Raw genomic sequence first — 20,583 nt, 5'->3', positions numbered from 1 at the left:
ACCAGACCAGCCGATCAGGAAATTTCAGGGAGTTCACGCCAAGACCGCGACCTGAATGCGCCCCCGTTACGCTCCCCAAAGACGCCCCGTGCGCCCTCAATTTCCATGGTCGGAGGGGTAATCGCCCCGGAAGAACGGGGTCTGTTTTCGGCCAAGTTGGCGAAGCACGGGCAGCCTTGTGCACGCTCCGTACAGGCTCTGCGGAGCGCAGCGCCGACGCACAGTCCGGGAGGCGGAGCTCGCCTCCCGGACCGGTCCGCCACCCGCGGGGATGTAGGCGGCGGTGTCCCCCAGCCCACTGGATCCAGTACAGCGGGCCGACCCACGCAGGATCCATGGAAGCGCTCCCGCCATGGCCGGAGAAGAGCGCACGGCCGGGCGCACGGCCACACAGCGGGGGCACGCCGCGACGGTGCGTACATCCCCAGAACTTCCGTACGGACCACAATCCCGCCATCCGGAACAATGCCCCTTAACGCTTGGGATGCGGCGAACTACGCTGGGTTTACGAATGCCGCATGGTTATGCCAGCGCGGCAGCCGTCTGTGTCGAGGGGTGGCGCATGTCCAGGGAGCAACGCGGGCCGAACGAGAAACTCGGCACCGTTCTCGCCCTCGCGGGAATCAGCAACGCAGGACTCGCGCGTCGCGTCAACGACCTCGGCGCCCAACGCGGGTTGACCCTTCGCTACGACAAGACGTCGGTGGCGCGCTGGGTCTCCAAGGGCATGGTGCCGCAGGGCGCCGCGCCGCATCTCATCGCGGCCGCCATCGGCCAGAAGCTCGGCCGCCCGGTGCCGCTCCACGAGATCGGCCTGGCGGACGCGGATCCCGCACCCGAAGTGGGCCTGGCCTTCCCCCGGGACGTCGGACAGGCCGTCCGCTCGGCCACCGACCTCTACCGTCTCGACCTCGCGGGCCGCCGCGCCGGCTCCGGCGGCATCTGGCAGTCGCTCGCCGGGTCGTTCGCAGTGAGCGCATACGCAACGCCCGCCTCACGATGGCTGATAACCCCGGCCGACAGCTCGGTGGCACGCGACGCGAGCCCCGCCGAGGGCTCCGGGGCACCGTTGAAAGTCGGCCACAGCGATGTGCAGAAGCTGCGGGAGGCCGCGGAGGACGCCAGGCGCTGGGACTCCAAGTACGGCGGGGGCGACTGGCGTTCGTCCATGGTGCCCGAGTGCTTAAGGGTGGAGGCGGCGCCGCTCCTGCTGGGGTCGTACTCGGACGAGGTGGGACGCGCGCTGTTCGGGGCGTCCGCCGAACTCACCCGCCTCGCCGGGTGGATGGCCTTCGACACGGGCCAACAGGAGGCCGCGCAGCGGTACTACATCCAGGCGCTGCGCCTCGCGCGCGCGGCGGCCGATGTGCCGCTGGGGGGTTACGTACTGGCGTCGATGTCCCTGCAGGCGACCTACCGGGGCTTCGGTGACGAGGGCGTCGACCTCGCCCAGGCGGCCCTGGAGCGCAACCGGGGTCTGGCGACGGCCCGCACGATGAGTTTCTTCCGGCTGGTCGAGGCGCGGGCCCACGCGCGCGCGAACGACGCCCACGCGGCCGGCGCGGCGCTGCGCTCCTCGGAGAGCTGGCTCGAGCGGGCCCGCGACGGCGACGGCGATCCCTCCTGGCTCGGCTTCTACGGTTACGACCGCTTCGCGGCCGACGCCGCCGAGTGCTACCGCGACCTGAAGGCACCGCGCCAGGTCCGTCGTTTCACGGAGCAGGCGCTGTCGAAGCCGACGGAGGAGTTCGTGCGTTCGCACGGACTGCGACTCGTCGTCTCGGCGGTCGCCGAGCTCGAGTCGGGCAACCTCGACGCGGCATGCGAGCAGGGCGTACGGGCGGTGGAGGTCGCGGGGCGCATCTCCTCGGCGCGCACCACCGAGTACGTGAAGGATCTTCTGCACCGGCTCGAGCCGTACGGCGACGAGCCGCGGGTGGTGGAGCTGCGCGAGCGGGCCCGGCCGCTGCTGATGACCCCGGCGTGAGCGACAAGCCCCGCTTCCTGCGTTTGAAGTGACTGTCAGTGGCGCAGTGCACTATGAAAGCAGGAGGTGGGGCGCGGTGGAGCTGTCGCGTGGGTTCGCTTACGACTGTGACGTGCTGGTGATCGGTGGGGGGATCGTCGGCCTGTCGACGGCGTACGCGATCACGCGTGCCGCGCCGGGCACGCGCGTGACCGTGCTGGAGAAGGAGCCGGGCCCGGCCCGCCACCAGACGGGCCGCAACAGCGGGGTGATCCACAGCGGGATCTACTACCGACCGGGCTCGCTCAAGGCACGCTACGCGGTGCGGGGCGCCGCCGAGATGGTCAAGTTCTGCGCGGAGTACGACATCCCGCACGCCGTCACCGGCAAGCTGATCGTCGCCACGGAGCGGGAGGAGCTGCCCCGGCTGCACGCCCTGGTGCAGAGAGGGCGGGAGAACGGCATTCCCGTGCGGGAACTGGGCCCCTCCCAGATCCAGGAGTACGAGCCGGAGGTGCGGGGCCTCGCCGGCATACACGTGGGGACGACGGGGATCTGCGACTACGTGGCCGTCGCCCGGCAGCTCGCCGAGTCCTCCGGGGCGGAGATCCGGTACGGGGCCGAGGTCGTCCGGATCGACCGGCGCCCCGAGCTCGGGGTGGCCGTGCGGACGGCGGGGCCGGGGGGCGGCGAGGTCGTCCGGGGGCGGGTGCTGGTCAACTGCGCCGGGCTGTACTGCGACGAGGTGGCACGGCTGACCGGCGACGATCCCGGGATGCGGATCGTGCCGTTCCGGGGCGAGTACTTCACGCTGGCGCGGCCCGAGCTGGTGCGGGGGCTGGTGTATCCGGTGCCGGATCCGGCGTTCCCGTTCCTCGGGGTGCATCTCACCCGGGGAATCGACGGGGGTGTCCACATCGGGCCCAATGCCGTGCCGGCGCTGGCCCGCGAGGGGTACGGGTGGGGGACCGTGCGGATGCGGGAGCTGGGGGCGACGGTGGCGTGGCCCGGGTCGTGGCGGATCGCGGCGCGGCACTGGCGGTACGGGGGTGGGGAGCTGCGGCGGTCGGTGTCGAAGCGGGCGTTCGCGCGGGCGGTGCGGAGGTTGTTGCCTGTGGTGGCCGAGGGGGATCTGGTGCCTGCGGCGGCGGGGGTTCGGGCGCAGGCGGTGCTTCGGGACGGGACGTTGGTGGACGACTTTCTGATCCGGGAGGGGGCGCGGGCGGTGCATGTGCTGAATGCGCCGTCGCCGGCTGCGACGGCTTCGTTGCCTATCGGGCGGGAGGTGGCTCGGCGGGCGTTGGCTGTGCTGGGTGGGTGAGCAGGGGGTGTTTCTCGCCCCCGCCGCCCCTACCCGTCCCATCCCTTCCTGGGGGCTGCCGCCCCCAGACCCCCGCTTCGGCCTGAACGGCCTCGTCCTCAAACGCCGGACGGGCTGAAGGGGGTGCCGGCCTGGGCTGTATAGCGACGGTGAACGGGTGGGTGGGTGGGAAACCAGGGGTGGGGTGCGGCCGCGTGCGCTGTGAGCGCCGGACGGGCTGAAGAGCAGCGGTAAAATCGGCGGCACTATGTCTGACTCCCCCGACTCCCCCGCCCCCCTCCGGGCCCAGCGTGCTCCCCGGTTTCCCGGTGGGCCGCAGGCCGATCCCGCCGGGTCGCATTACGAGCGGCGGATCCGGAGCTTTCAGCCCCGGCGCAGCCGGGTCACCACCGGGCAGGGTGACGCCCTGCGGCGGCTGTGGCCCAAGTGGGGGCTCGACATCGACGGGCGCCCCCTCCGGCTCGGCGAGCTGTTCGGGGACGATCAGCCCGTCGTACTCGAGATCGGGTTCGGGATGGGGGAGGCCACCGCGAGGATGGCCGCCGACGATCCCCGTACGAACGTTCTCGCCGCCGACGTGCACACCCCGGGCCAGGGCAACCTGCTCAACCTCGCCGACCAGTACGGGCTGACCAACCTCCGGGTCGCCAACGGTGACGCCATCATCCTGCTCCGCGAGATGCTCGCCCCCGACTCGCTCGACGGTCTGCGCGTGTACTTCCCGGACCCCTGGCCCAAGAAGCGGCACCACAAGCGGCGGCTGATCCAGGCCGAGTTCCTCGACCTCGTCGCCGGCCGGCTGCGCCCCGGCGCGCTCGTGCACTGCGCGACCGACTGGGAGCCGTACGCCGAGCAGATGCTCGAGGTGCTCGAGGCGCACCCCGAGTTCGAGAACACCCAGGCCGGGGGCGGTTACGCGCCACGTCCGGAGTTCCGGCCGCTGACCCGTTTCGAGGGCCAGGGACTGGAGAAGGGACATGTCGTGAACGACCTGCTCTTCCGCCGCGTAGAGCACTCGTAGCGCACTCGTAGAGCACTCGTAGAACACGCATTCAGCTCGTCTGGCTCACTCGCGCCGAGCACTCGTTAGGGTCGATGCCGTGGCCATCTTTCCGCCGTATCCGACGCAGCCCAGCAGCCCCACTGACGCTCCCGTCGGTGGGGCGCTGCGGCACGCTCACTGGTGGCAGCGGAGCTGGGTGCGTTACGGCGCCCTCATCAGCCTGCTCGCGCTCTCCGGGCTCGTCATCCTCGCCCTGGTCCGCGAGCAGACCGGCACCGAGGGGTTCCTGGTCGGGCTCGGGCTCGCCGTACTGCCCGTGCCGTTGCTCGTCGCCGCGTTCCGGTGGCTGGACCGGGTCGAGCCGGGGCCCTGGCGCAACCTGCTCTTCGCGTTCGCCTGGGGCGCCTGCGCGGCGGCCCTGATAGCGATCGTCGCCAACAGCTTCGCGACGCGGTGGATAGCGACCGCCACGGCCGACCCGTCCGGCGCGGACACCCTCGGGGCGACCGTCATAGCGCCCATAGTCGAGGAGTCGGCGAAGGCCGCCGCCATCCTGCTCATCTACCTCTTCCGGCGGCGTGACTTCACCGGGATCGTCGACGGTGTCGTGATCGCCGGGATCACCGCCACCGGCTTCGCCTTCACCGAGAACATCCTCTACCTCGGCACCGCGTTCGGCACCGACCAGCTCACCGGGGACACCGGTATCGCGTCGGTCACCGCGGCGACCTTCTTCGTGCGCGTCGTCATGTCGCCGTTCGCGCACCCCCTGTTCACGGTCCTCACCGGCATCGGTTTCGGGATCTCCGCGCGCTCGGGCGAGCGTCAGCGCGTCCGCCGGGTGCTGCTGCCGCTGACCGGGCTGTTGCTCGCGATGAGCATGCACGCCCTGTGGAACGGCTCGTCGACGTTCGGCGAGTTCGGCTTCATCGCGGTGTACGCCGCGTTCATGCTGCCCGCCTTCGGGCTGCTGACCTGGCTGGTCATCTGGACACGCCAGCGCGAACTGCGTACCGTGCGCGCCGAGTTGCCGGCGTACGCGCTGGCCGGCTGGCTGACCCCGGGCGAGCCGTACGCCCTCGGCTCGATGCGCGCCCGCCGCCTGGCCCGCGAGTACGCCCGCCACCACCTGGGCAGACCGGCGGGGCGCGCGGTGGCGCAGTACGAGGCGTACGCCACCTCGCTCGCGTTCCTGCGTCACCGGGGGCGCCTGGGCCGCGCGGGCGCCGACTTCGTCGTACGGGAGCAGGAGCTGCTGGGCGAGCTGTGGCAGCGCAGGGCGGTGGCCCGCCCGGCCCTGGACCACGCGGCGCGCGCCATCGCACCGGCGCCGGTGCACGTACCGCCGCAGGCCGCCTGGCCGGCGTACGGCCAGCAGCCGTACGCCCAGCAACAGCCGTACGGGCCCCAGGGGTACGGGCAGCAGGGGCACGGGCCCCAGGGGTACGGGCAGCAGCCGTACGGGCCGGCGAGCCCGTACCCGGCCTACAACCCGTACCGCTCCTAGACCTTCACCTCTTCACAGCACCACACCGGTACTTACGCCGAAGCCGCCGTCAAGGTCGCGAGTTCCGCCTCCGTCAGTTCCAGGTCCGCGACCGCGAGCAGCGGCGGGAGCTGGTCGGCCGTGCGGGCGGACGCGATCGGGGCCGCCACCGTGGGCTGGGCGGCGAGCCACGCCAGGGCGACCGTGGCGACCTCCGCGCCATGTGCCTCGGCGACGGAGTCCAGCGCGGCCAGGACCTTCCGGCCGCGCTCCGACTCCAGGTGCTGGGCGGCACCCTGGGCACGCCGGCTGTCGACCGTCGTACCGGCGCGGTACTTGCCCGTGAGGAAGCCGGAGGCCAGCGCATAGTAGGGGACGGCGGCGAGGCCCGTACGGGAGGCGATGTCGAGTCGCGGGCCCTCGTAGGTGTCGCGCGAGACCAGGTTGTAGTGGGGCTGGATGGCCACGTACTTGGCCAGGCCCTCACGGTCGGAGAAGTCGAGGGAGGCCTGGAGCCGCTCGGGCGAGATGTTGGAGACGGCGATGTGCCGCACCTTGCCCGCGGTCACCAGTTCGTCGAGGGCGCCGATGATCTCCTCGACGGGCACCTCGGGCTGGTCGAAGTGCGTGAAGTACAGGTCGATGTGGTCGGTGTCGAGGCGGCGCAGGGAGGCGTCGGCGGCGGCCTTGATGTTGGCGCCCGAGAGGCCGGGGAAGTCGGGGTGCTGGCTGACCTTCGTGGCGACCACGATGTCCTCGCGGTTGCCGCGCTTCTTCAGCCACTTGCCGATGAGGGTCTCGGACTCGCCGCCCTTGTTGCCGTCGGCCCACGCCGAGTAGACGTCGGCGGTGTCGACGAAGTTACCGCCGGCCGCCGCGTAGGCGTCGAGCACCTCGAAGGAGGCCGCCTCGTCGGCGGTCCAGCCGAAAACGTTGCCGCCGAGGGCGAGCGGGAAGACCTCTAGGTCCGATGATCCGAGCTTACGAAGAACAGTCATGTTCGTCGTCAACGCCCGCGGCGGAGATGGTGATTCCGATCCGTTCACGAAGGTCGTGTGAACAGTCGTATGAACAGTCGTGTGAACAACAGAACGCCGGTAGCCATGACGTCGGTTGCGAACGTCAGGACTACCGGCGGAAAACCGGGGAACGCGTCCCTTACGGGTTGAGGCCCATGCTGCGCAGCCAGGCCATCGGGTCGATGCCCGCGCTGTCCGTGCTGCTGGTGTGCACCTCCAGGTGGAGGTGGGCCCCGGTGACGTTGCCGGTGGCGCCGACGCGGCCGATGACGTCACCCGTGGCGACCTTCTGGCCGACGGTGACGTTGATCGAGGACTGGTGGGCGTACCACAGCTCGGTGCCGTCATCGAGGGTGAGGATGGTGCGGTAGCCGAACGAGCCGCTCCAGCCCGCCTCGGTGATCGTGCCGCTGTGGATGGCCTTGAGCGGCGTGCCGGTGGGCGCGGCGAAGTCGAGGCCGGTGTGGTAGCCGGAGGACCACAGCGCGCCGGCCTGGCCGAACGTCGAGGTGATCGTGTACGAGGAGGTCGGCAGCGTGTACTGCTTGGCGAGCTCGGCGAGGCGCGCGGCCTCCCGCTTCGCCTCCGCGGCTTCCGCGGCCGCCTTCTTCGCGGCGGCGGCCTTCTCGGCGGCCTCGCGCTTCACCTTGGCCGCCTCGGCGGCGGCCTTCTTCGCGGCGGCGTCCTCGGCGGCCTGCTGGACCTTGGCCTCGGCCTGGTCCTTCTGCTGCTCGGCCTGGAGGATGATGCGGGCCCGCAGGGCCTCGCCGGCGTCGCTGGTGCCCTGCTCGGTCTCCTCGGTGGTGACGCCGACGCTGCTGAGCGCGGTGGCGGAGCCCTGGGGCTCGTCGTCCGAGTCGTCGTTCGTGAAGGGCGAGCCGACCGAGGGCAGATCGGGGATGGAGATGGAGACCGGCGGCTTGCCGGTCTGCGCGGTGGCCATGCCGGCCCCGCCGACAGCGGCTATGACGCCGACGCCGAGAACGGTGGAGCTGCGGGCGAGCCCTCCGCGCTGCTTGCCGACGCGGTGCCGGCCGCGAACAGGTCGGGTGGAGTCCGCGGTGGGATTCCACTCCTCCCAGGGGCCCTCGTCGATACGGCGACCGCCGAAACCGAAGGTCGGGATCTTGCCGTCCTCGGTCTCGCCGCTGCGCTGGCTCGGCATGAACGGGGCCTCGGGGGCAGCCGGGTTTGACGCCACGTGGGCGTGCTCCTTTCCTTCCTTCTCGCCTACCGGGTTAGCTGACGGGTTCGGAGCAGGAAGGTCTCCTACGCGCGTATACCTGCCGTGTTGCCACGGAGGCGGACGAGCGATTCACCCCAAGTTGGTGGTTCCCCGGTTCCCTTGCGGGATTCGGCGCGTGCGCACGGAGCCGACTCTTGTGACGGCTGGGACAACCGCGCTGCGTTATCGAACGTTAATAGACCTGGACACCTGATTCCAAGCTGTTCCCGTTGATCGTTAACCCTTTTCCGGAGGACTTTCCGGGTCACCACCGGTGAAAATCGGGCGAGTTGACCCGGCCGATGTGACCAGTCAGTAGGCCGTCGCCCGCGCGCGGGGTGACCTGGGGGGACGAGCCGGGAGCGGTCGGGCCGTAAAAACGACTCAGGGCCGGAAACCAGAAGAACTGGTTTCCGGCCCTGGGCCTTCAGTAGCGGGGACAGGATTTGAACCTGCGACCTCTGGGTTATGAGCCCAGCGAGCTACCGAGCTGCTCCACCCCGCGTCGATGAACACAACTATACGCCATCCGCGCGGCCCCGATCACCACGTTTGATCGTCAGCCCGGCAGATGGGCGTTGGGAGCCTTGGCCCGCTCCTCGTACTCGGGCAGTACGACGACGTCGACGCCCTCCCCCGTGAGCAGCCCGGTCCCGTCCGCCGCGACCACGAAGGTGTCCGGTTCACGCCAGGCGGTCACCACCCGGCGTACGCCCGCGTCGAGGATCAGCCGGGCGCAGGGCGCGGGCCGGGAGGCCCGGCGGGCGCAGGGTTCCAGGCTGCTGTAGACGGTGGCCGTCCGAAGCCGGGGGTCGGCCGGGGCGAGCTTCGCGAGGGCCGCCTCCTCCGCGTGCACGACCGGGTCGCCGCCCTCGCGGGAGTGGCCGCGCGCCAGTTCCGTACCGTCGGCGGCGACCACCACCGCACCCACGCTGAACGCCGTGTCCGACGGCGGACAACGCTCCGCCAGTTCGCACGCCAGTGCCAGCCAGTGCCGGTCGGCGGCGGAGACGGCCGGGCCGGCGCCGGGTGCGGTGGGCTCGTACCGCATGAGGACGACGTCCTCGATTTGGCGGGTCTCGGTCAGCCGGAGCCGGCCACCCTGGTAGGCGCCGGGGCCGAAGAGGCGGGGGGCGTCGGGGTCGCCGACGAAGAGGGGCGCGAGGACGAGCTGGAGTTCGTCGGCGAGGCCCTGCTGGAGGAGCTGGGTGTGGACGGTGCCGCCACCCTCGACCATCAGACGCCGTACGCCTCGTACGTCATGCAGGTGTTCGAGCAGGGCCCGCCAGTCGAGCGGGCCGGGGCCAAGGCCGACCACGTCCACGTCGGCCCCGAGGTTCGCGTGCCGGGCCTGTTCGGCGCCCTTGTCCGTCGTGTAGACGACCTTCTCGCCGCCGGTGTGCCAGAAGTTGGCGGCCGGGTCCAGTTCGCCCGATCCGCTCACCGTCACCTTGAGCGGGTACTCGGGCTTTCCGGCCGCCAGCCGCGCGGCCCGCCGCTCGGGCGAGTTGACCAGGAGACGCGGGTTGTCGGCGCGGATGGTGCCGGCGCCGATGAGGATCGCGTCGCTGGACGCCCGTACCTCGTCGACCCGGTCGAAGTCGGCGGGGCTGGAGAGCAGCAGCCGTTCGGGGCCGGTGTCGTCCAGATGGCCGTCGAGGGAGACGGCGGCGGACAACAGGACGTGGGGGAAGGGCATGAGGGCACTCTCTTCAGGCGCTTACCGGGTCGCCGACCGGACCACAGCTTGGTTCAAGTTTTAAACAAACCTACACTGGTCGCATGACGACCCGCTGGCTCACCCCCGAGGAGCAGCGCGCGTGGCGCGCGTACATCTCGGCCTCCCTGCTCCTGGAGGACGTGCTCGACCGGCAGCTTCAGCAGGACGCCGGGATGCCGCACCTCTACTACTCGATCCTGGCCTACCTCTCCGAGACGCCCGAGCGGCGGCTGCGGATGACCGATCTGGCCGCGCAGCTGAAGATCACGCGCAGTCGTCTGACGTACGCGGTGGCACGGCTGGAGAAGGACGGGCATGTACGCCGCGAGGCCTGCAAGTGGGACAAGCGGGGCACCGTCGCCGTCCTGACCGACGAGGGGATGGCGGTGCTGGAGCGCACGGCCCCGGGGCATGTCGCCACGGTCCGCGCGGCCCTGTTCGACCATCTGACGCCGGAGCAGGTGGGCCAACTGGAGGAGATCGGCACGCGGATCGGCCAGGCGCTGCAGGGTGACGGGGCGGAGGCGGTACCGGAGGGTCTGCCGTGGCTGCGCCGGTCCTCCTCGTCGTGCGGGTCCGAGGACTCGGGCACATGAGCCGCGCCACAAACTCGTTGCTTTAACTTTGAAACATGGGGTAAGGTCACCATTCGAGTGAGGGTCTGCTTCAAATCTTAAGCAAAAAGGCAGTAGCAGCGACCGAAGCAGATCCGAGGATCGATCGAGACCAACGGGAGACCCGCATGCCCGACTTCCCCGCCGCCACCCAGCGCTCCCGTGTCCGTGTGCCGCTGCGCTTCCACGACGGCTACAGCGTCGACACCGAACTGGTCACCTTCCACGGTCTGACCGACGGCCAGGAGCATGTGGCGGTGGTCATCGGCGACCCGGCTCCCGGCACCACCCCGCTGGTCCGTCTGCACTCCGAGTGCCTTACGGGCGACGTCTTCGGCTCGGCCCGGTGCGACTGCGGCCCGCAGCTGCGCGAGGCCGTCGAGCGCATCGCCGAGCGCGGCGGCGTCCTGCTCTACCTCCGCCAGGAGGGCCGGGGCATCGGCCTCTACAACAAGCTCGACGCGTACGCCCTCCAGGACGAGGGCCTCGACACCTACGCCGCGAACGCCGCCCTGGGCCTCCCGGAGGACGCCCGCGACTACACGGCCGCGGCCCAGATGCTCCAGGCCCTGGGCATCGACTCGCTGGACCTCCTCTCCAACAACCCGGACAAGGCGAACCAGCTGCGGGGCCTGGGCATGGACGTCCACGACCGCGTCCCGACCGGCGTGTTCTCGACCCCGGCGAACGTCCGCTACCTGCGCGCGAAGGTGCTGCAGACCCACCACACGCTGCCGCTGGGCGAGCTGGGTGGCGTCGGCGGGATCGGCGGGCACGGCGGCCTCACGGAGCTGAGCGTCGGCTGACGTCGGTTGACGGAGGCGAACTCCGGCTGGGTGCGGGGTTCGTTCCAAGAGGGCGCAGGGATGAGAGGGCTGCGGCGAAGGCTGCTCGCAGCGACCTCCGCGCCCTGGCTGATGAGGGCGTCATCGTGCGACCGGACCTGGCACAGGCCGAGCGCTCAGCGCACCCTTTGCGAGCTCGCCTGGGAGTGGGCGGGCCGCTGAGCTGCGGCCCGCCCGCTCACCAGCCACTCGGCGGCGAGCATTCGTCACCGGCGTGACCGGCGCCGCTTCACTGCCAGAAGACCTCTTCCACGATGATCTGCGGGTCCGCGACGCGCCGAATGAAGGTGTAGATCATCCAGCCGTGTCCGCTGTCGAAGAGCAGGACGCGGGCGCCGTTCGGTTCGCTGGACTGAACCGGCTCGACCATCATGCCGTCAGGAAGATCCACATCAGCGTCGATGCCCCGGAAGTAGGGGTCTTTCGCCGTGACCAGCTCGGCACGCGCGGCATCGACAATCTTCCGCACATGCTCCGGAAGCGAATCACGGGCCGCCTGGGCCTTGAGCCTCCAGTCCATCTGCCACGGCGGACCCATGAATCCGTCGTCGGTCACTGGCCGGGCTCCAGCCGTCGTACCTGGTGGCGGATGTTGGACGCCTCTTCCAGGAGTTCCCTGGCTTCGGCGATGTCGGTGGAATCCGACGCGCGGCGATGGAGATCCTTCATGTGGGCGTCGAGCTGCGGATCCCGGGCGATTGCGTACTCCCCCCACCAGCGGGCCATGAATGCGGGCACCGTGCTGATGTCGTACGCATCGGCGACGGCCCACTTCCAGTGCTTGTCGAAGTCAGGAAGGAGCTGGGGGGCGTACCCGGCGATGGCCTCACGTAGTGCCTTCGGGTTCCGCTCGGGCATGGGCGGGACGGCCGGTGTCGGTTCGGCGGCGTGGGCGGTCATGACCAGTGAACTCCTTCGACGCGTCGTGGTTACGACCATAGTCCGCTCCCCGTCTTCTGGGTGGCCTGTCCGCCGTCCTCGGCTTCGGCTTCGGGCAGCCGCATGCCTCGGGACTCGGCGACGCGCAGGGCGTCGGTCAGGCACTCGGCCAGCCGGAGACCGGCGTAGCGGACCTCGGTGTACGGCGACGCCGGGTCGTCCAGCAGAGGGCGGGCGAGGTCGAGGACGTCGGCGGCCATGGCGAGTTGGGTGGCCTCCAGGTCGTCGGCGAGGCGGGACAGGTAGCCGCCGCCGTTGTCGTCCGCGACCAGGTAGCAGGGTTTGCCGTCGAGGGACGGCCAGGGGAGGAGACGGAGGGGCGAGGAGGCGGGCGTCGCGTGGTCGGTGCGCTGGGTGTGGTTGCTGAGGTGCTTCATCAGGCGGCCACCTCCTGCGCGCCGATCAGGTGCGGGTCGACGTCGAGGACGAGTGCGAGGCGGCGGTGCTGCCGGAGGGCGGCTTCCTGGCCGGGGGTGATGTCGGTGTCGGTGAGGTACGGGCGTACGAGGACGGAGTCGGTGCCGTCGAGGAAGGTGACGAGGCCGTACGGGGAGCGGTGGCGGGGGAGGTACGAGGGCGGGGGTGTGGAGGGGCTGCGGCGTACGGCGGTGATGTGCACGCAGAGGTGGGGGCGGTGGTGGATGCGACGCCGTTTACCCGTGCCGGGCACGAAGAAGAGCCGCACCCAGTGGAGGGTGCGGCGGATAAGGTCGTACATGTCTGCGCTCCTGGTTAGCGTTGGCCACGCCCCGGGAGGTCTAGCCACCTCGCCGGGGTCTTGCTTATTTCGACCATACCGGTAACTGCGTCCCCCTGCACCCCTCTGATAAGTACTGCGTTCCACCGCGCTGGGACGCGTTCCACCCCTACACTATGCGTTGGGCTGCGGCACCGTGGAGGGATGAGTGAGCTTCCGCGCTACGAGTACGTGAAACTCGCCGACGCCATCGCGGCGGAAATCTCGGCGGGCAAGTTGCCGCTGGGGGCCGCGCTGCCAGGTGAGCGGGCCATGACGGAGCTGTACGGCGTGAGCATCGGCACCGTGCGACGCGCCGTCGTCGAGCTACGGAAACGAGGACTCGTAGCGACGCTGCCCGCGAAAGGGACGTACGTCATCGGCATGCCGGAGGAGCCGTCCAGCGCCGCGGCCGAAGAGGGCGAACCGAACAACTGAAGGGGCCGCCGAGAAGCAGCCTCCGGCTTCGACGGTTGGGCCACTGCCCAACCGGTTACTCGTGCGCAATGCAACGGAACCTGAGACGGCATGTGCGTCATGCCGAACAAGACGAGTACGACGAGTACGACGGTTACGGCGAGCACGATGGCCACAGGGGGTACGGCGAACACGACGGACGCGGGGCGCAAGGAACCGCCGACGACGAGTCGGCCGGAGCCGCGCGGGCGCCCGTGGACGGGCCGGACGAGGAGGTCGAGAAGCGGGCGCCGGACAGCCCGACCGGCCTGCCCAGGTCCTCCTGGTCGGCGGTGCTGAAAGGCACCGTCAAGGAGTTCAAGCGGGACGAGCTGGTCGACCGGGCCGCCGCCCTGACCTACTACGGCATCCTGGCCCTCTTCCCGGCCCTGCTGGTGCTGGTCTCCCTCCTCGGGATCATGGGGAAGTCGACATCGCAGCGGGTGCTGGACAACATCCAGAACCTGGCCCCGGGCGCGGTGCAGGACGTCCTGCGCAACGCGGTGACGCAGATGCAGGGCACCGCCGGTATCGGCTCGGTCATGGCGATCGTGGGTCTGGTGCTCGCGGTGTGGTCGGCCTCCAGCTATGTCGCCGCGTTCATCAGGAGCGCCAACGCGGTGTACGACATCCCGGAGGGCCGCCCGGTGTGGAAGGTGCTGCCCGTCCGCCTCAGCGTGACGGTGGTCCTGATGGTCCTGGCCGTGGCCAGCGCGGTGATCGTCGTGTTCACCGGCGGCCTGGCCCGGCAGATGGGCAACGTGCTGGGGATCGGCGACACGGCACTGACGGTGTGGTCGATCGCGAAATGGCCGGTACTGGTGGTCCTGGTCACGATCATGATCGCGCTCCTGTACTGGGCGACGCCGAACGCGAAGATCCGCGGCTTCCGGTGGATCACGCCGGGCAGTTTCCTGGCGCTGGTGATCTGGATGATCGCGTCGGGCGGGTTCGCGGTGTATCTGGCGAACTTCGCCTCGTACAACAAGACGTACGGCACCTTCGCCGGCGTGATCATCTTCCTGGTGTGGCTGTGGATCACGAATCTGGCGATCCTGCTCGGCCTCGAGTGCGACGCGGAACTGGCCCGCCAGCGTGCCGTCGCGGGCGGCCATCCGATCGACGAGGAGCCCTACGTAAAGCCCCGGGACACCCGGAAGTGGGACGCGGAGGACCGTCGCCGCCTCGAATCCTGAACCGGCGGAGCGGGGTGCCGCCGGCAGGGTGACGCGGGCATGCGTGGGTACTCGCACAGCCGACAGGGCCCGACCGATCCGACTGACGACAAGGACAGGTGAGCACCCATGACAGCCACAACGGGCTCCCACCGCACCGGCAGCGAAACGCAGGAGCCGGTGGGCGAGCTGGTCCAGCGTGCCTCGCAGCAGTTGTCACAGCTGGTCCGCGACGAGATGCGGCTGGCCCAGGCGGAGATGACCGAGAAGGGCAAACGGTTCGGCAAGGGCGGCGGCCTGTTCGGCGGCGCCGGCCTGGGGGGTGTGCTCACCCTGCAGGCACTGGTGGCCACCGTGATCGCCGCGCTGTCGCTCGCCCTGGACGTGTGGGCGGCGGCGCTGATCGTCACCGGCGTCCTGGCCGCCGTCACCGCGCTGATGGCGGCGCTCGGAAAGAAGCAGTTCAGCAAGGGAGCACCGCCGAAGCCCGAACGAACGATGGACAGCGTCAAGGCCGATGTAGCCGCGATCAAGGAGGGTGCACACCGATGACCGAGAACACGACGCAGCCGGGCGACGACGCGACACCGTCCCCCGAGGAACTGCGTAGGCGCGTCGAGACGACCCGGGAGGAACTCGGCGAGACCGTCGAGGCGCTCGCGGCGAAGGCCGACGTCAAGGCACGGGCTCAGGAGAAGACGGCCGAGGTCAAGGCGCGCGCCCAGGAGAAGACGGCCGACGTCAAGGCGCGCGCCCAGGAGAAGACGGCCGACGTCAAGGCGCGGGCCCACGAGAGGACGGCCGACGTCAAGGCGCTGGCCCACGAGAGGACGACGGCCGTCAAGCAGCAGGTCGCTGAGAGGACCGGCCACGTCGGGACCCAGCTGCGGGACAAGGCCACGCACGCGGCCCACGCCGTACAGGACAGGGCCACGCACGCCGCTCACGCCGTACAGGACCAGGCCACACACGCGGCGCACGCCGTGCAGGACAAGACCCCCGAGCCGGTGCGTGCCAAGGCCCTGGCGGCCGGCGAGCAGGTGCGCGGCACCGCCGTGCACGTCGCGGAGCTGGCCCGGGACGCCCGGGACAGGGCCCCGGAGCCCGTACGTGAGAAGGCCGGCCAGGGCATGCGGGCGGCGCGCGACAACCGTGCCCCGCTGCTCGCCGTGGGCGCCCTCGTCGCGGCGCTGCTGTTGGTCCGCCGGGCGAGGAGGCACCGATGAAGGCCTCGAAGATCGCTTACAAGCCGGTCGGGATGGCTGTGGGCGCCCTCGGTGGCGTCCTGGCCGGCGCGATTTTCAAGCAGGCCTGGAAGCGGATCGCGCACGAGGAGGACGCCCCGGACGCCACGGACGAGCTCCGCAGCTGGCGCGAGGTGCTGACAGCAGCCCTCGTACAGGGCGCGATCTTCGCCGTCGTCAAGGCGGCCGTGGACCGCGGTGGCGCCACCGCCGTCCGGCGCGTGACGGGCACCTGGCCGGGCTGAGAAGCCGGGGTTGTCGAAGAAAACGACCGGGAAAACGACCGGGCCGCGCGGCGTGACGCCGCGCGGCCCAGAACGTTCAAGCGATTCAAGCGATTCGAGCGATTCGAGCGATGATCAGGCGGTGTTGATGTTCTCCGCCTGCGGGCCCTTCTGGCCCTGGACGACGTCGAACGTCACGCTCTGGCCCTCCTGGAGCTCACGGAAGCCCGAGGAGTTGATCGCGGAGTAGTGCGCGAAGACGTCCGGGCCGCCGCCGTCCTGGGCGATGAAGCCGAAGCCCTTCTCCGCGTTGAACCACTTCACAGTTCCAGTTGCCACAGTCTTGCCTTCCAGTCGATGAGACGCCTGCTCCCCCATGGGGCAGACGGAGGTGATCGCCCTGGTCCCTGCGGCACAGCACAGCAAAGCGCCCACACCTAGGGCGTGGGCAAGGGGAAATCCGAACCACGACAGCTCACACAGACGCTACCCGTCCGCACCCGCTATCACCACTGAAAACTCCGCTCAGTATTCCGGCCATTCTCGTGGGTGATGGCCCGTCGCCGACGGGCCCGATCGCTTCAGGACGCGTTCGACGGCTTGGACACGCCGTTGGCGCGGCGGTATTCGGCGTTGATGCGCTGCGCTTCCTCGAGCTGGTCCTCGAGGATGATGATCCGGCAGGCTGCCTCGATCGGGGTCCCCCGGTCCACGAGCTCACGCGCGCGTGCCGCGATACGCAGCTGGTAGCGGGAGTAGCGGCGGTGTCCGCCCTCGGAGCGCAGCGGTGTGATCAGGCGCGCTTCGCCGAGGGCCCGTAGGAAGCCGGGAGTGGTGCCGAGCATCTCGGCGGCCCGGCCCATCGTGAAGGCGGGGTAGTCGTCGTCGTCGAGACGGCCCAGCGACTCGTCTGCTGTCATCTCACCTCTCTGTGGAACGCGTCGAGGGGCCTTGGTGCCGTACGGCACCAAGGCCCCGAAGGAACAGCAAACACCATCTGCCGGTACTACTGCTGCACCGGCCTTCGTTTTCCGCACGGCCGTCCGACAGGCGGACGGGGATGCGGGGATCGCGGATTTATGACCGGAGACCACCTGCCTATCGATGTCCTGCGGTACCCGGGGTCGACTTCCTCCCGGGCGATCCTGATGGCGCTCGACTCCTCCGTTCTTTCCTCTGGAGCAACAACTCGTTTCGAAAATTCGTCGAACAGGAACTGCGGGGTACTGCACTGGGTACTGCACCGCGTCAACCGCGGTCCTGCTGTGGCGGCCCCTGATCACCGCAGGCCACCCGGTCCGGTCGCCAGTCCCGTCGCCGTCCTGCGAAAACTGCGAAAGCTTGGCTTCGAGACTCCACAACCGCACCGTCACGCATGTACTGCTGCCCGCCAGTTCATGTCTGCCGGGCTTCATCAGATCTCGGCTACGAGAGAAACAGTAACGACCTGGCTCCCTAATGTCTACCGTGACAAGCACAGATTTTACGGTGCCAGGTGGTGAGGTATCTGCCGGAGGCGGCCTGGGGAAGTCCGGGGCCGTCTGCGGCGCGCGTCCCGGCCGGTGCATAGAATCCGGTCCCATGTCGAAGCCTGACGAGCTGATCGTTGCCGTCGCCGCCCTTGTGGAGTCCGGGCGGAGCAACCAGATGTCCCTGACCGTGGTCACCAACGGGGCCGTCATCACCGGAAGACTGGCTCCCGAAGCCGTGTGGCGGCAGAGAGTGTCGGAGGTGCTGACGGACTCCGCCCGACTGGGCGAGTTCTCCGCCGTGTTCGACGCCCCGGCCAAGAAGGAGGGGCCGCCCACACATCTGCATTTCCATGTCGCCCGCATCCTGCAGGGCACGGTCGGCATCCCGGAGACGGGCGGGATGTACCGCATCGCGATCGAGGATGTCAGCGCCTGGACCGTGGGCGACTTCAGCTACTCCGACCACTGAACGCACTGAGGGCCCGACCGGCATGTGCCGGTCGGGCCCTCAGTGATGCCTTGGATGTCTCGGATTTGTCGGATTTCTCGCCGCGTCCTTGGAGTACTACGGGTGCTCGGCGGCGCTAGGCCTGTGCTAGGCCGCCGTGCTGCCCGCGCCGGGCCGGCGGTTGGGTGTGCGGGGCGCCGCCGACGCGGGGCGGCGGCGGCCTCGGGATGTGGCGCCGCCGCGCCTGGAGGTTCCGCCGCGCTTCTTGGGGCGCTCGGTCACCGGTGCGGTGATGACGACCGGGATGCCCGAGGGCGCCTGGGCCCCGGTGATGGCGTGCAGGGCTTCCTCGCCGGCGCGGACCCGGGTGGTCTGCGGGACGATGCCGGCCGCCGCCATGAGCCGGGTCATGTCGCGGCGCTGGTTCGGGGTGACCAGGGTGACGACCCGGCCGGACTCACCGGCGCGGGCGGTCCTGCCGCCGCGGTGGAGGTAGTCCTTGTGGTCGGTCGGCGGGTCTACGTTGACGACGAGGTCGAGGTTGTCGACATGGATGCCGCGCGCGGCCACATTGGTCGCCACCAGCACGTTGACGTGCCCGGTCTTGAACTGCGTCAGGGTGCGGGTGCGCTGCGGCTGGGACTTCCCGCCGTGCAGGGCAGCGGCCCGTACCCCGCTGTTGAGGAGGTGCTCGGTGAGCCGGTCGACGGCGTGCTTGGTGTCGAGGAACATGATCACGCGGCCGTCACGGGCGGCGATCTCGGTGGTGGCCGAGTGCTTGTCGGCGCCGTGGACGTGCAGCACGTGGTGCTCCATCGTGGTGACCGCGCCGGCCGACGGGTCGACGGAGTGCACGACCGGGTCGCTGAGATAGCGGCGCACGAGCAGGTCGACGTTGCGGTCGAGCGTCGCGGAGAACAGCATGCGCTGGCCGTCCGCGCGTACCTGGTCGAGCAGTGCGGTGACCTGCGGCATGAAGCCCATGTCGGCCATCTGGTCGGCCTCGTCAAGGACGGTGACGGAGACCTGGTCGAGCCGGCAGTCGCCGCGGTCGATGAGGTCCTTGAGGCGTCCCGGGGTCGCGACGACGATCTCGGCACCGCCGCGCAGCGCGCTCGCCTGCCTGCCGATCGGCATCCCGCCGACCACCGTGGCCAGCCGCAGCCGTACGGCGCGTGCGTACGGGGTGAGCGCGTCGGTGACCTGCTGCGCCAACTCCCGCGTGGGTACGAGGACCAGCCCCAGCGGCTGCCTGGGCTCGGCGCGCTTTCCTGCCGTACGGGCCAGCAGCGCCAGCCCGAAGGCGAGGGTCTTGCCGGAGCCGGTGCGCCCGCGGCCCAGTACGTCCCGGCCGGCGAGGGAGTTCGGCAGGGTCGCGGCCTGGATCGGGAAGGGCACGGTCACGTCCTGGGCGCCGAGCGCGGCCAGGAGTTCCTTGGGCATCTCGAGTTCGGCGAAGCCGTCGACGGCGGGAAGGGCGGGGGTGACCGTCTCGGGAAGGGCGAACTCCCCCTGGACGGCGGCGGATCGACGCCCCGAGCCGCCATATCCGCCGGAGCGGCTCGGCCCACCGGACCGGCCCGAGGCCGACGAGCCGAAGCGGCCACCGCCCCTTCCGGTTCCGGCCCCGGAGGCGGCACCACCATTGCGGGTGCGGGTGGAGCGGTCGTTCGTACGTGCGCGGTTCATGCGGAACCTTTCCTCGATGCGGTGCGGCTCACATCGAGGAATTTCCGCAGCAAACAAGCGGCGCGGAGAATTGCAAGAATGGGCCGATGAAATACGAAGGCGAAGCCGACCCGCAGTGATGTGAATTCACGCGGGCATTGTCACGGAAACCGGCTACGCGATGATGCCGTGAAGGGAAAAACACATGCAGCTGGGGCCCGTACCCCGAGGGATGCGGGCCCCAGCTGAACAGTACGCGTCAGCGTCAGGCAACAACGATGTTCTCGGCCGTGGGGCCCTTCTGGCCCTGCGCGATGTCGAAGGTCACCTTCTGGCCCTCGAGCAGCTCACGGAAGCCCTGGGCGGCGATGTTCGAGTAGTGGGCGAACACGTCGGGGCCGCCACCGTCCTGCTCGATGAAGCCGAAGCCCTTTTCCGCGTTGAACCACTTCACGGTGCCGGCAGCCATGTCATTTCTCCTTTGGGGGGCAGTGCATACGTAATCCGCACTGTACGGACTCCGCGTCGCTGCGATGATCACCCCGCCGGAAAAGACCGAAATCCAAACTTCGGGAACCACACCTGCAACTCACATCGACAGTAGCACACTGCAACGCCATAGGCGGGGTGACTAATCCCGCACTATTCATTGCGGCAAATAACCTGCCCGCACGTTCCGCCAATATCTCAGCTCACGGCCACAGATAATCAACCCCGCGCCGACCCACTGTGTCCTGGGTCCGGCCTGTCCCCTCCCGCCCGCCCCCGGGAGACGAGAGGCACGAAAACGCCGCAGCGCCCGACCCGACCGAAGCCGACCCGGGCGCTGCCCTGCGGACCGGAAGGGGCTGCCCCTCCCGCCGCATCCGTAGACCCTGTGGGACTCGAACCCACAACCAATGGATTAAAAGTCCACTGCTCTGCCAATTGAGCTAAGGGTCCCCGCGATGTTGCTCCCCCGAGCATAGCCGGACCCGGCCGTGTCTCCGATCGGGTATCGGGGACACGGCCGGGTCGTTGTC

The 20,583-nt window shown here is 69.8% G+C and carries 23 protein-coding genes, 2 tRNA genes and 1 riboswitch; of the genes, 12 read left to right on the top strand and 13 right to left on the bottom strand.

The window, feature by feature from the left end:
* Nucleotides 1-562 precede the first annotated feature (562 nt).
* The 4 genes from ABZ855_RS32630 to ABZ855_RS32615 all read left to right on the top strand — a co-directional run bounded on the left by ABZ855_RS32630 (nucleotide 563) and on the right by ABZ855_RS32615 (nucleotide 5,797).
* Nucleotides 563-1,987: an MFS transporter gene (locus ABZ855_RS32630; RefSeq protein WP_319213160.1), complete on the top strand. Its 1,425-nt coding sequence runs from the start codon at nucleotides 563-565 to the stop codon at nucleotides 1,985-1,987.
* An 82-nt stretch (nucleotides 1,988-2,069) separates the two neighbouring features.
* Nucleotides 2,070-3,287, top strand: coding sequence for an L-2-hydroxyglutarate oxidase (gene lhgO, locus ABZ855_RS32625; protein WP_360813054.1), 1,218 nt, complete (start codon nucleotides 2,070-2,072; stop codon nucleotides 3,285-3,287).
* A gap of 247 nt (nucleotides 3,288-3,534) precedes the next feature.
* Nucleotides 3,535-4,308 carry a tRNA (guanosine(46)-N7)-methyltransferase TrmB gene (trmB, locus tag ABZ855_RS32620; RefSeq protein ID WP_360813021.1) on the top strand — a complete coding sequence of 258 codons (774 nt, stop codon included), beginning with the start codon at nucleotides 3,535-3,537 and terminating at the stop codon, nucleotides 4,306-4,308.
* Nucleotides 4,309-4,387: 79 nt separating this feature from the next.
* Nucleotides 4,388-5,797 (top strand): PrsW family intramembrane metalloprotease, encoded by a 1,410-nt coding sequence (locus ABZ855_RS32615; protein WP_360813019.1) that lies wholly within the window; start codon nucleotides 4,388-4,390, stop codon nucleotides 5,795-5,797.
* A 32-nt stretch (nucleotides 5,798-5,829) separates the two neighbouring features.
* Here the strand turns inward: ABZ855_RS32615 and ABZ855_RS32610 are convergent, their stop codons facing one another.
* From ABZ855_RS32610 to ABZ855_RS32595, 4 genes are all read right to left on the bottom strand, one after another.
* Nucleotides 5,830-6,774 (bottom strand): aldo/keto reductase, encoded by a 945-nt coding sequence (locus ABZ855_RS32610; RefSeq protein ID WP_360813017.1) that lies wholly within the window; start codon nucleotides 6,772-6,774, stop codon nucleotides 5,830-5,832.
* A gap of 160 nt (nucleotides 6,775-6,934) precedes the next feature.
* Nucleotides 6,935-7,996, bottom strand: a complete 1,062-nt coding sequence (locus tag ABZ855_RS32605; protein WP_360813015.1) for a M23 family metallopeptidase — start codon at nucleotides 7,994-7,996, stop codon at nucleotides 6,935-6,937.
* An 11-nt stretch (nucleotides 7,997-8,007) separates the two neighbouring features.
* A riboswitch (cyclic di-AMP (ydaO/yuaA leader) is annotated at nucleotides 8,008-8,165 on the bottom strand.
* A 286-nt stretch (nucleotides 8,166-8,451) separates the two neighbouring features.
* Nucleotides 8,452-8,525 (bottom strand) — tRNA-Met (locus tag ABZ855_RS32600).
* A gap of 54 nt (nucleotides 8,526-8,579) precedes the next feature.
* On the bottom strand, nucleotides 8,580-9,719 hold the full coding sequence (locus tag ABZ855_RS32595) for a dihydrofolate reductase family protein (protein ID WP_360813013.1): 1,140 nt from the start codon (nucleotides 9,717-9,719) through the stop codon (nucleotides 8,580-8,582).
* Nucleotides 9,720-9,802: 83 nt separating this feature from the next.
* Between ABZ855_RS32595 and ABZ855_RS32590 the strand changes: the two genes are divergently transcribed.
* Nucleotides 9,803-10,336, top strand: a complete 534-nt coding sequence (locus tag ABZ855_RS32590; RefSeq protein WP_360813011.1) for a MarR family transcriptional regulator — start codon at nucleotides 9,803-9,805, stop codon at nucleotides 10,334-10,336.
* A 146-nt stretch (nucleotides 10,337-10,482) separates the two neighbouring features.
* Entirely contained in the window at nucleotides 10,483-11,160 is a 678-nt protein-coding gene (gene ribA / locus ABZ855_RS32585) for a GTP cyclohydrolase II (RefSeq protein WP_360813009.1), read from the top strand.
* A gap of 268 nt (nucleotides 11,161-11,428) precedes the next feature.
* Here ribA and ABZ855_RS32580 read toward each other — a convergent pair whose 3' ends face one another.
* Genes ABZ855_RS32580 through ABZ855_RS32565 form a run of 4 tightly spaced genes read right to left on the bottom strand, consistent with a single transcriptional unit; the run spans nucleotide 11,429 to nucleotide 12,856 of the window.
* Nucleotides 11,429-11,755, bottom strand: a complete 327-nt coding sequence (locus ABZ855_RS32580; protein WP_360813007.1) for a hypothetical protein — start codon at nucleotides 11,753-11,755, stop codon at nucleotides 11,429-11,431.
* Nucleotides 11,752-12,099 carry a hypothetical protein gene (locus ABZ855_RS32575; RefSeq protein WP_360813005.1) on the bottom strand — a complete coding sequence of 116 codons (348 nt, stop codon included), beginning with the start codon at nucleotides 12,097-12,099 and terminating at the stop codon, nucleotides 11,752-11,754. The genes ABZ855_RS32580 and ABZ855_RS32575 overlap by 4 nt, the downstream gene beginning before the upstream one ends.
* 29 nt (nucleotides 12,100-12,128) lie before the next feature.
* On the bottom strand, nucleotides 12,129-12,515 hold the full coding sequence (locus tag ABZ855_RS32570; RefSeq protein ID WP_360813003.1) for a hypothetical protein: 387 nt from the start codon (nucleotides 12,513-12,515) through the stop codon (nucleotides 12,129-12,131).
* A complete protein-coding gene (locus ABZ855_RS32565; RefSeq protein WP_360813001.1) occupies nucleotides 12,515-12,856 on the bottom strand; it encodes a hypothetical protein in 342 nt (113 codons plus the stop codon). The genes ABZ855_RS32570 and ABZ855_RS32565 overlap by 1 nt, the downstream gene beginning before the upstream one ends.
* Nucleotides 12,857-13,039: 183 nt before the next feature.
* On the opposite strand from ABZ855_RS32565, the gene ABZ855_RS32560 reads away from it, so the two are divergent.
* From ABZ855_RS32560 to ABZ855_RS32540, 5 genes are all read left to right on the top strand, one after another.
* Nucleotides 13,040-13,312, top strand: a complete 273-nt coding sequence (locus ABZ855_RS32560; protein ID WP_360812999.1) for a winged helix-turn-helix domain-containing protein — start codon at nucleotides 13,040-13,042, stop codon at nucleotides 13,310-13,312.
* 68 nt (nucleotides 13,313-13,380) lie between these two features.
* A complete protein-coding gene (locus ABZ855_RS32555; RefSeq protein WP_360812997.1) occupies nucleotides 13,381-14,526 on the top strand; it encodes a YihY/virulence factor BrkB family protein in 1,146 nt (381 codons plus the stop codon).
* Nucleotides 14,527-14,634: 108 nt separating this feature from the next.
* Nucleotides 14,635-15,057: a phage holin family protein gene (locus ABZ855_RS32550; RefSeq protein WP_319213169.1), complete on the top strand. Its 423-nt coding sequence runs from the start codon at nucleotides 14,635-14,637 to the stop codon at nucleotides 15,055-15,057.
* The gene (locus ABZ855_RS32545; RefSeq protein WP_360812994.1) at nucleotides 15,054-15,731 is read left to right on the top strand and encodes a DUF3618 domain-containing protein; all 678 of its coding nucleotides are present in this window, start codon (nucleotides 15,054-15,056) and stop codon (nucleotides 15,729-15,731) included. The genes ABZ855_RS32550 and ABZ855_RS32545 overlap by 4 nt, the downstream gene beginning before the upstream one ends.
* On the top strand, nucleotides 15,728-15,994 hold the full coding sequence (locus ABZ855_RS32540; protein WP_360812992.1) for a DUF4235 domain-containing protein: 267 nt from the start codon (nucleotides 15,728-15,730) through the stop codon (nucleotides 15,992-15,994). Before ABZ855_RS32545 ends, ABZ855_RS32540 begins: the two co-directional genes overlap by 4 nt.
* 114 nt (nucleotides 15,995-16,108) lie before the next feature.
* On the opposite strand, the gene ABZ855_RS32535 is transcribed toward ABZ855_RS32540, so the two are convergent.
* Both ABZ855_RS32535 and ABZ855_RS32530 read right to left on the bottom strand, forming a co-directional pair.
* Nucleotides 16,109-16,312, bottom strand: coding sequence for a cold-shock protein (locus tag ABZ855_RS32535; RefSeq protein WP_319213172.1), 204 nt, complete (start codon nucleotides 16,310-16,312; stop codon nucleotides 16,109-16,111).
* 242 nt (nucleotides 16,313-16,554) lie between these two features.
* On the bottom strand, nucleotides 16,555-16,893 hold the full coding sequence (locus ABZ855_RS32530; RefSeq protein ID WP_319213173.1) for a MerR family transcriptional regulator: 339 nt from the start codon (nucleotides 16,891-16,893) through the stop codon (nucleotides 16,555-16,557).
* Nucleotides 16,894-17,554: 661 nt separating this feature from the next.
* Between ABZ855_RS32530 and ABZ855_RS32525 the strand changes: the two genes are divergently transcribed.
* Entirely contained in the window at nucleotides 17,555-17,914 is a 360-nt protein-coding gene (locus tag ABZ855_RS32525) for a hypothetical protein (RefSeq protein WP_360812990.1), read from the top strand.
* Between the two features lie 126 nt (nucleotides 17,915-18,040).
* Here ABZ855_RS32525 and ABZ855_RS32520 read toward each other — a convergent pair whose 3' ends face one another.
* The 3 genes from ABZ855_RS32520 to ABZ855_RS32510 form a co-directional block, all read right to left on the bottom strand.
* Nucleotides 18,041-19,582, bottom strand: coding sequence for a DEAD/DEAH box helicase (locus tag ABZ855_RS32520; RefSeq protein ID WP_360812988.1), 1,542 nt, complete (start codon nucleotides 19,580-19,582; stop codon nucleotides 18,041-18,043).
* Nucleotides 19,583-19,826: 244 nt separating this feature from the next.
* Nucleotides 19,827-20,030 (bottom strand): cold-shock protein, encoded by a 204-nt coding sequence (locus ABZ855_RS32515; protein WP_123439992.1) that lies wholly within the window; start codon nucleotides 20,028-20,030, stop codon nucleotides 19,827-19,829.
* A 400-nt stretch (nucleotides 20,031-20,430) separates the two neighbouring features.
* Nucleotides 20,431-20,503: transfer RNA gene (locus tag ABZ855_RS32510), tRNA-Lys, on the bottom strand.
* Between the last annotated feature and the right edge of the window lie 80 nt (nucleotides 20,504-20,583).

The organism is Streptomyces sp. NPDC047042, assembly GCF_040644035.1.
GTDB lineage: Bacteria > Actinomycetota > Actinomycetes > Streptomycetales > Streptomycetaceae > Streptomyces.
The sequence above is the reverse complement of the archived record's forward strand: the minus strand, read 5'-3'. Positions and strand labels throughout refer to the sequence as shown.

Bases quoted from the DNA above. Each gene is read 5' to 3' on its own strand.
- ABZ855_RS32630 (WP_319213160.1), top strand. From the start codon at position 563: ATGTCCAGGGAGCAACGCGGGCCGAACGAGAAACTCGGCACCGTTCTC.
- trmB (WP_360813021.1), top strand. From the start codon at position 3,535: ATGTCTGACTCCCCCGACTCCCCCGCCCCCCTCCGGGCCCAGCGTGCT.
- ABZ855_RS32610 (WP_360813017.1), bottom strand. From the start codon at position 6,774: ATGACTGTTCTTCGTAAGCTCGGATCATCGGACCTAGAGGTCTTCCCG.
- ABZ855_RS32595 (WP_360813013.1), bottom strand. From the start codon at position 9,719: ATGCCCTTCCCCCACGTCCTGTTGTCCGCCGCCGTCTCCCTCGACGGC.
- ABZ855_RS32590 (WP_360813011.1), top strand. From the start codon at position 9,803: ATGACGACCCGCTGGCTCACCCCCGAGGAGCAGCGCGCGTGGCGCGCG.
- ribA (WP_360813009.1), top strand. From the start codon at position 10,483: ATGCCCGACTTCCCCGCCGCCACCCAGCGCTCCCGTGTCCGTGTGCCG.
- ABZ855_RS32575 (WP_360813005.1), bottom strand. From the start codon at position 12,099: ATGACCGCCCACGCCGCCGAACCGACACCGGCCGTCCCGCCCATGCCC.
- ABZ855_RS32570 (WP_360813003.1), bottom strand. From the start codon at position 12,515: ATGAAGCACCTCAGCAACCACACCCAGCGCACCGACCACGCGACGCCC.
- ABZ855_RS32565 (WP_360813001.1), bottom strand. From the start codon at position 12,856: ATGTACGACCTTATCCGCCGCACCCTCCACTGGGTGCGGCTCTTCTTC.
- ABZ855_RS32560 (WP_360812999.1), top strand. From the start codon at position 13,040: ATGAGTGAGCTTCCGCGCTACGAGTACGTGAAACTCGCCGACGCCATC.
- ABZ855_RS32555 (WP_360812997.1), top strand. From the start codon at position 13,381: ATGCAACGGAACCTGAGACGGCATGTGCGTCATGCCGAACAAGACGAG.
- ABZ855_RS32550 (WP_319213169.1), top strand. From the start codon at position 14,635: ATGACAGCCACAACGGGCTCCCACCGCACCGGCAGCGAAACGCAGGAG.
- ABZ855_RS32545 (WP_360812994.1), top strand. From the start codon at position 15,054: ATGACCGAGAACACGACGCAGCCGGGCGACGACGCGACACCGTCCCCC.
- ABZ855_RS32540 (WP_360812992.1), top strand. From the start codon at position 15,728: ATGAAGGCCTCGAAGATCGCTTACAAGCCGGTCGGGATGGCTGTGGGC.
- ABZ855_RS32530 (WP_319213173.1), bottom strand. From the start codon at position 16,893: ATGACAGCAGACGAGTCGCTGGGCCGTCTCGACGACGACGACTACCCC.
- ABZ855_RS32525 (WP_360812990.1), top strand. From the start codon at position 17,555: ATGTCGAAGCCTGACGAGCTGATCGTTGCCGTCGCCGCCCTTGTGGAG.
- ABZ855_RS32520 (WP_360812988.1), bottom strand. From the start codon at position 19,582: ATGAACCGCGCACGTACGAACGACCGCTCCACCCGCACCCGCAATGGT.
- ABZ855_RS32515 (WP_123439992.1), bottom strand. From the start codon at position 20,030: ATGGCTGCCGGCACCGTGAAGTGGTTCAACGCGGAAAAGGGCTTCGGC.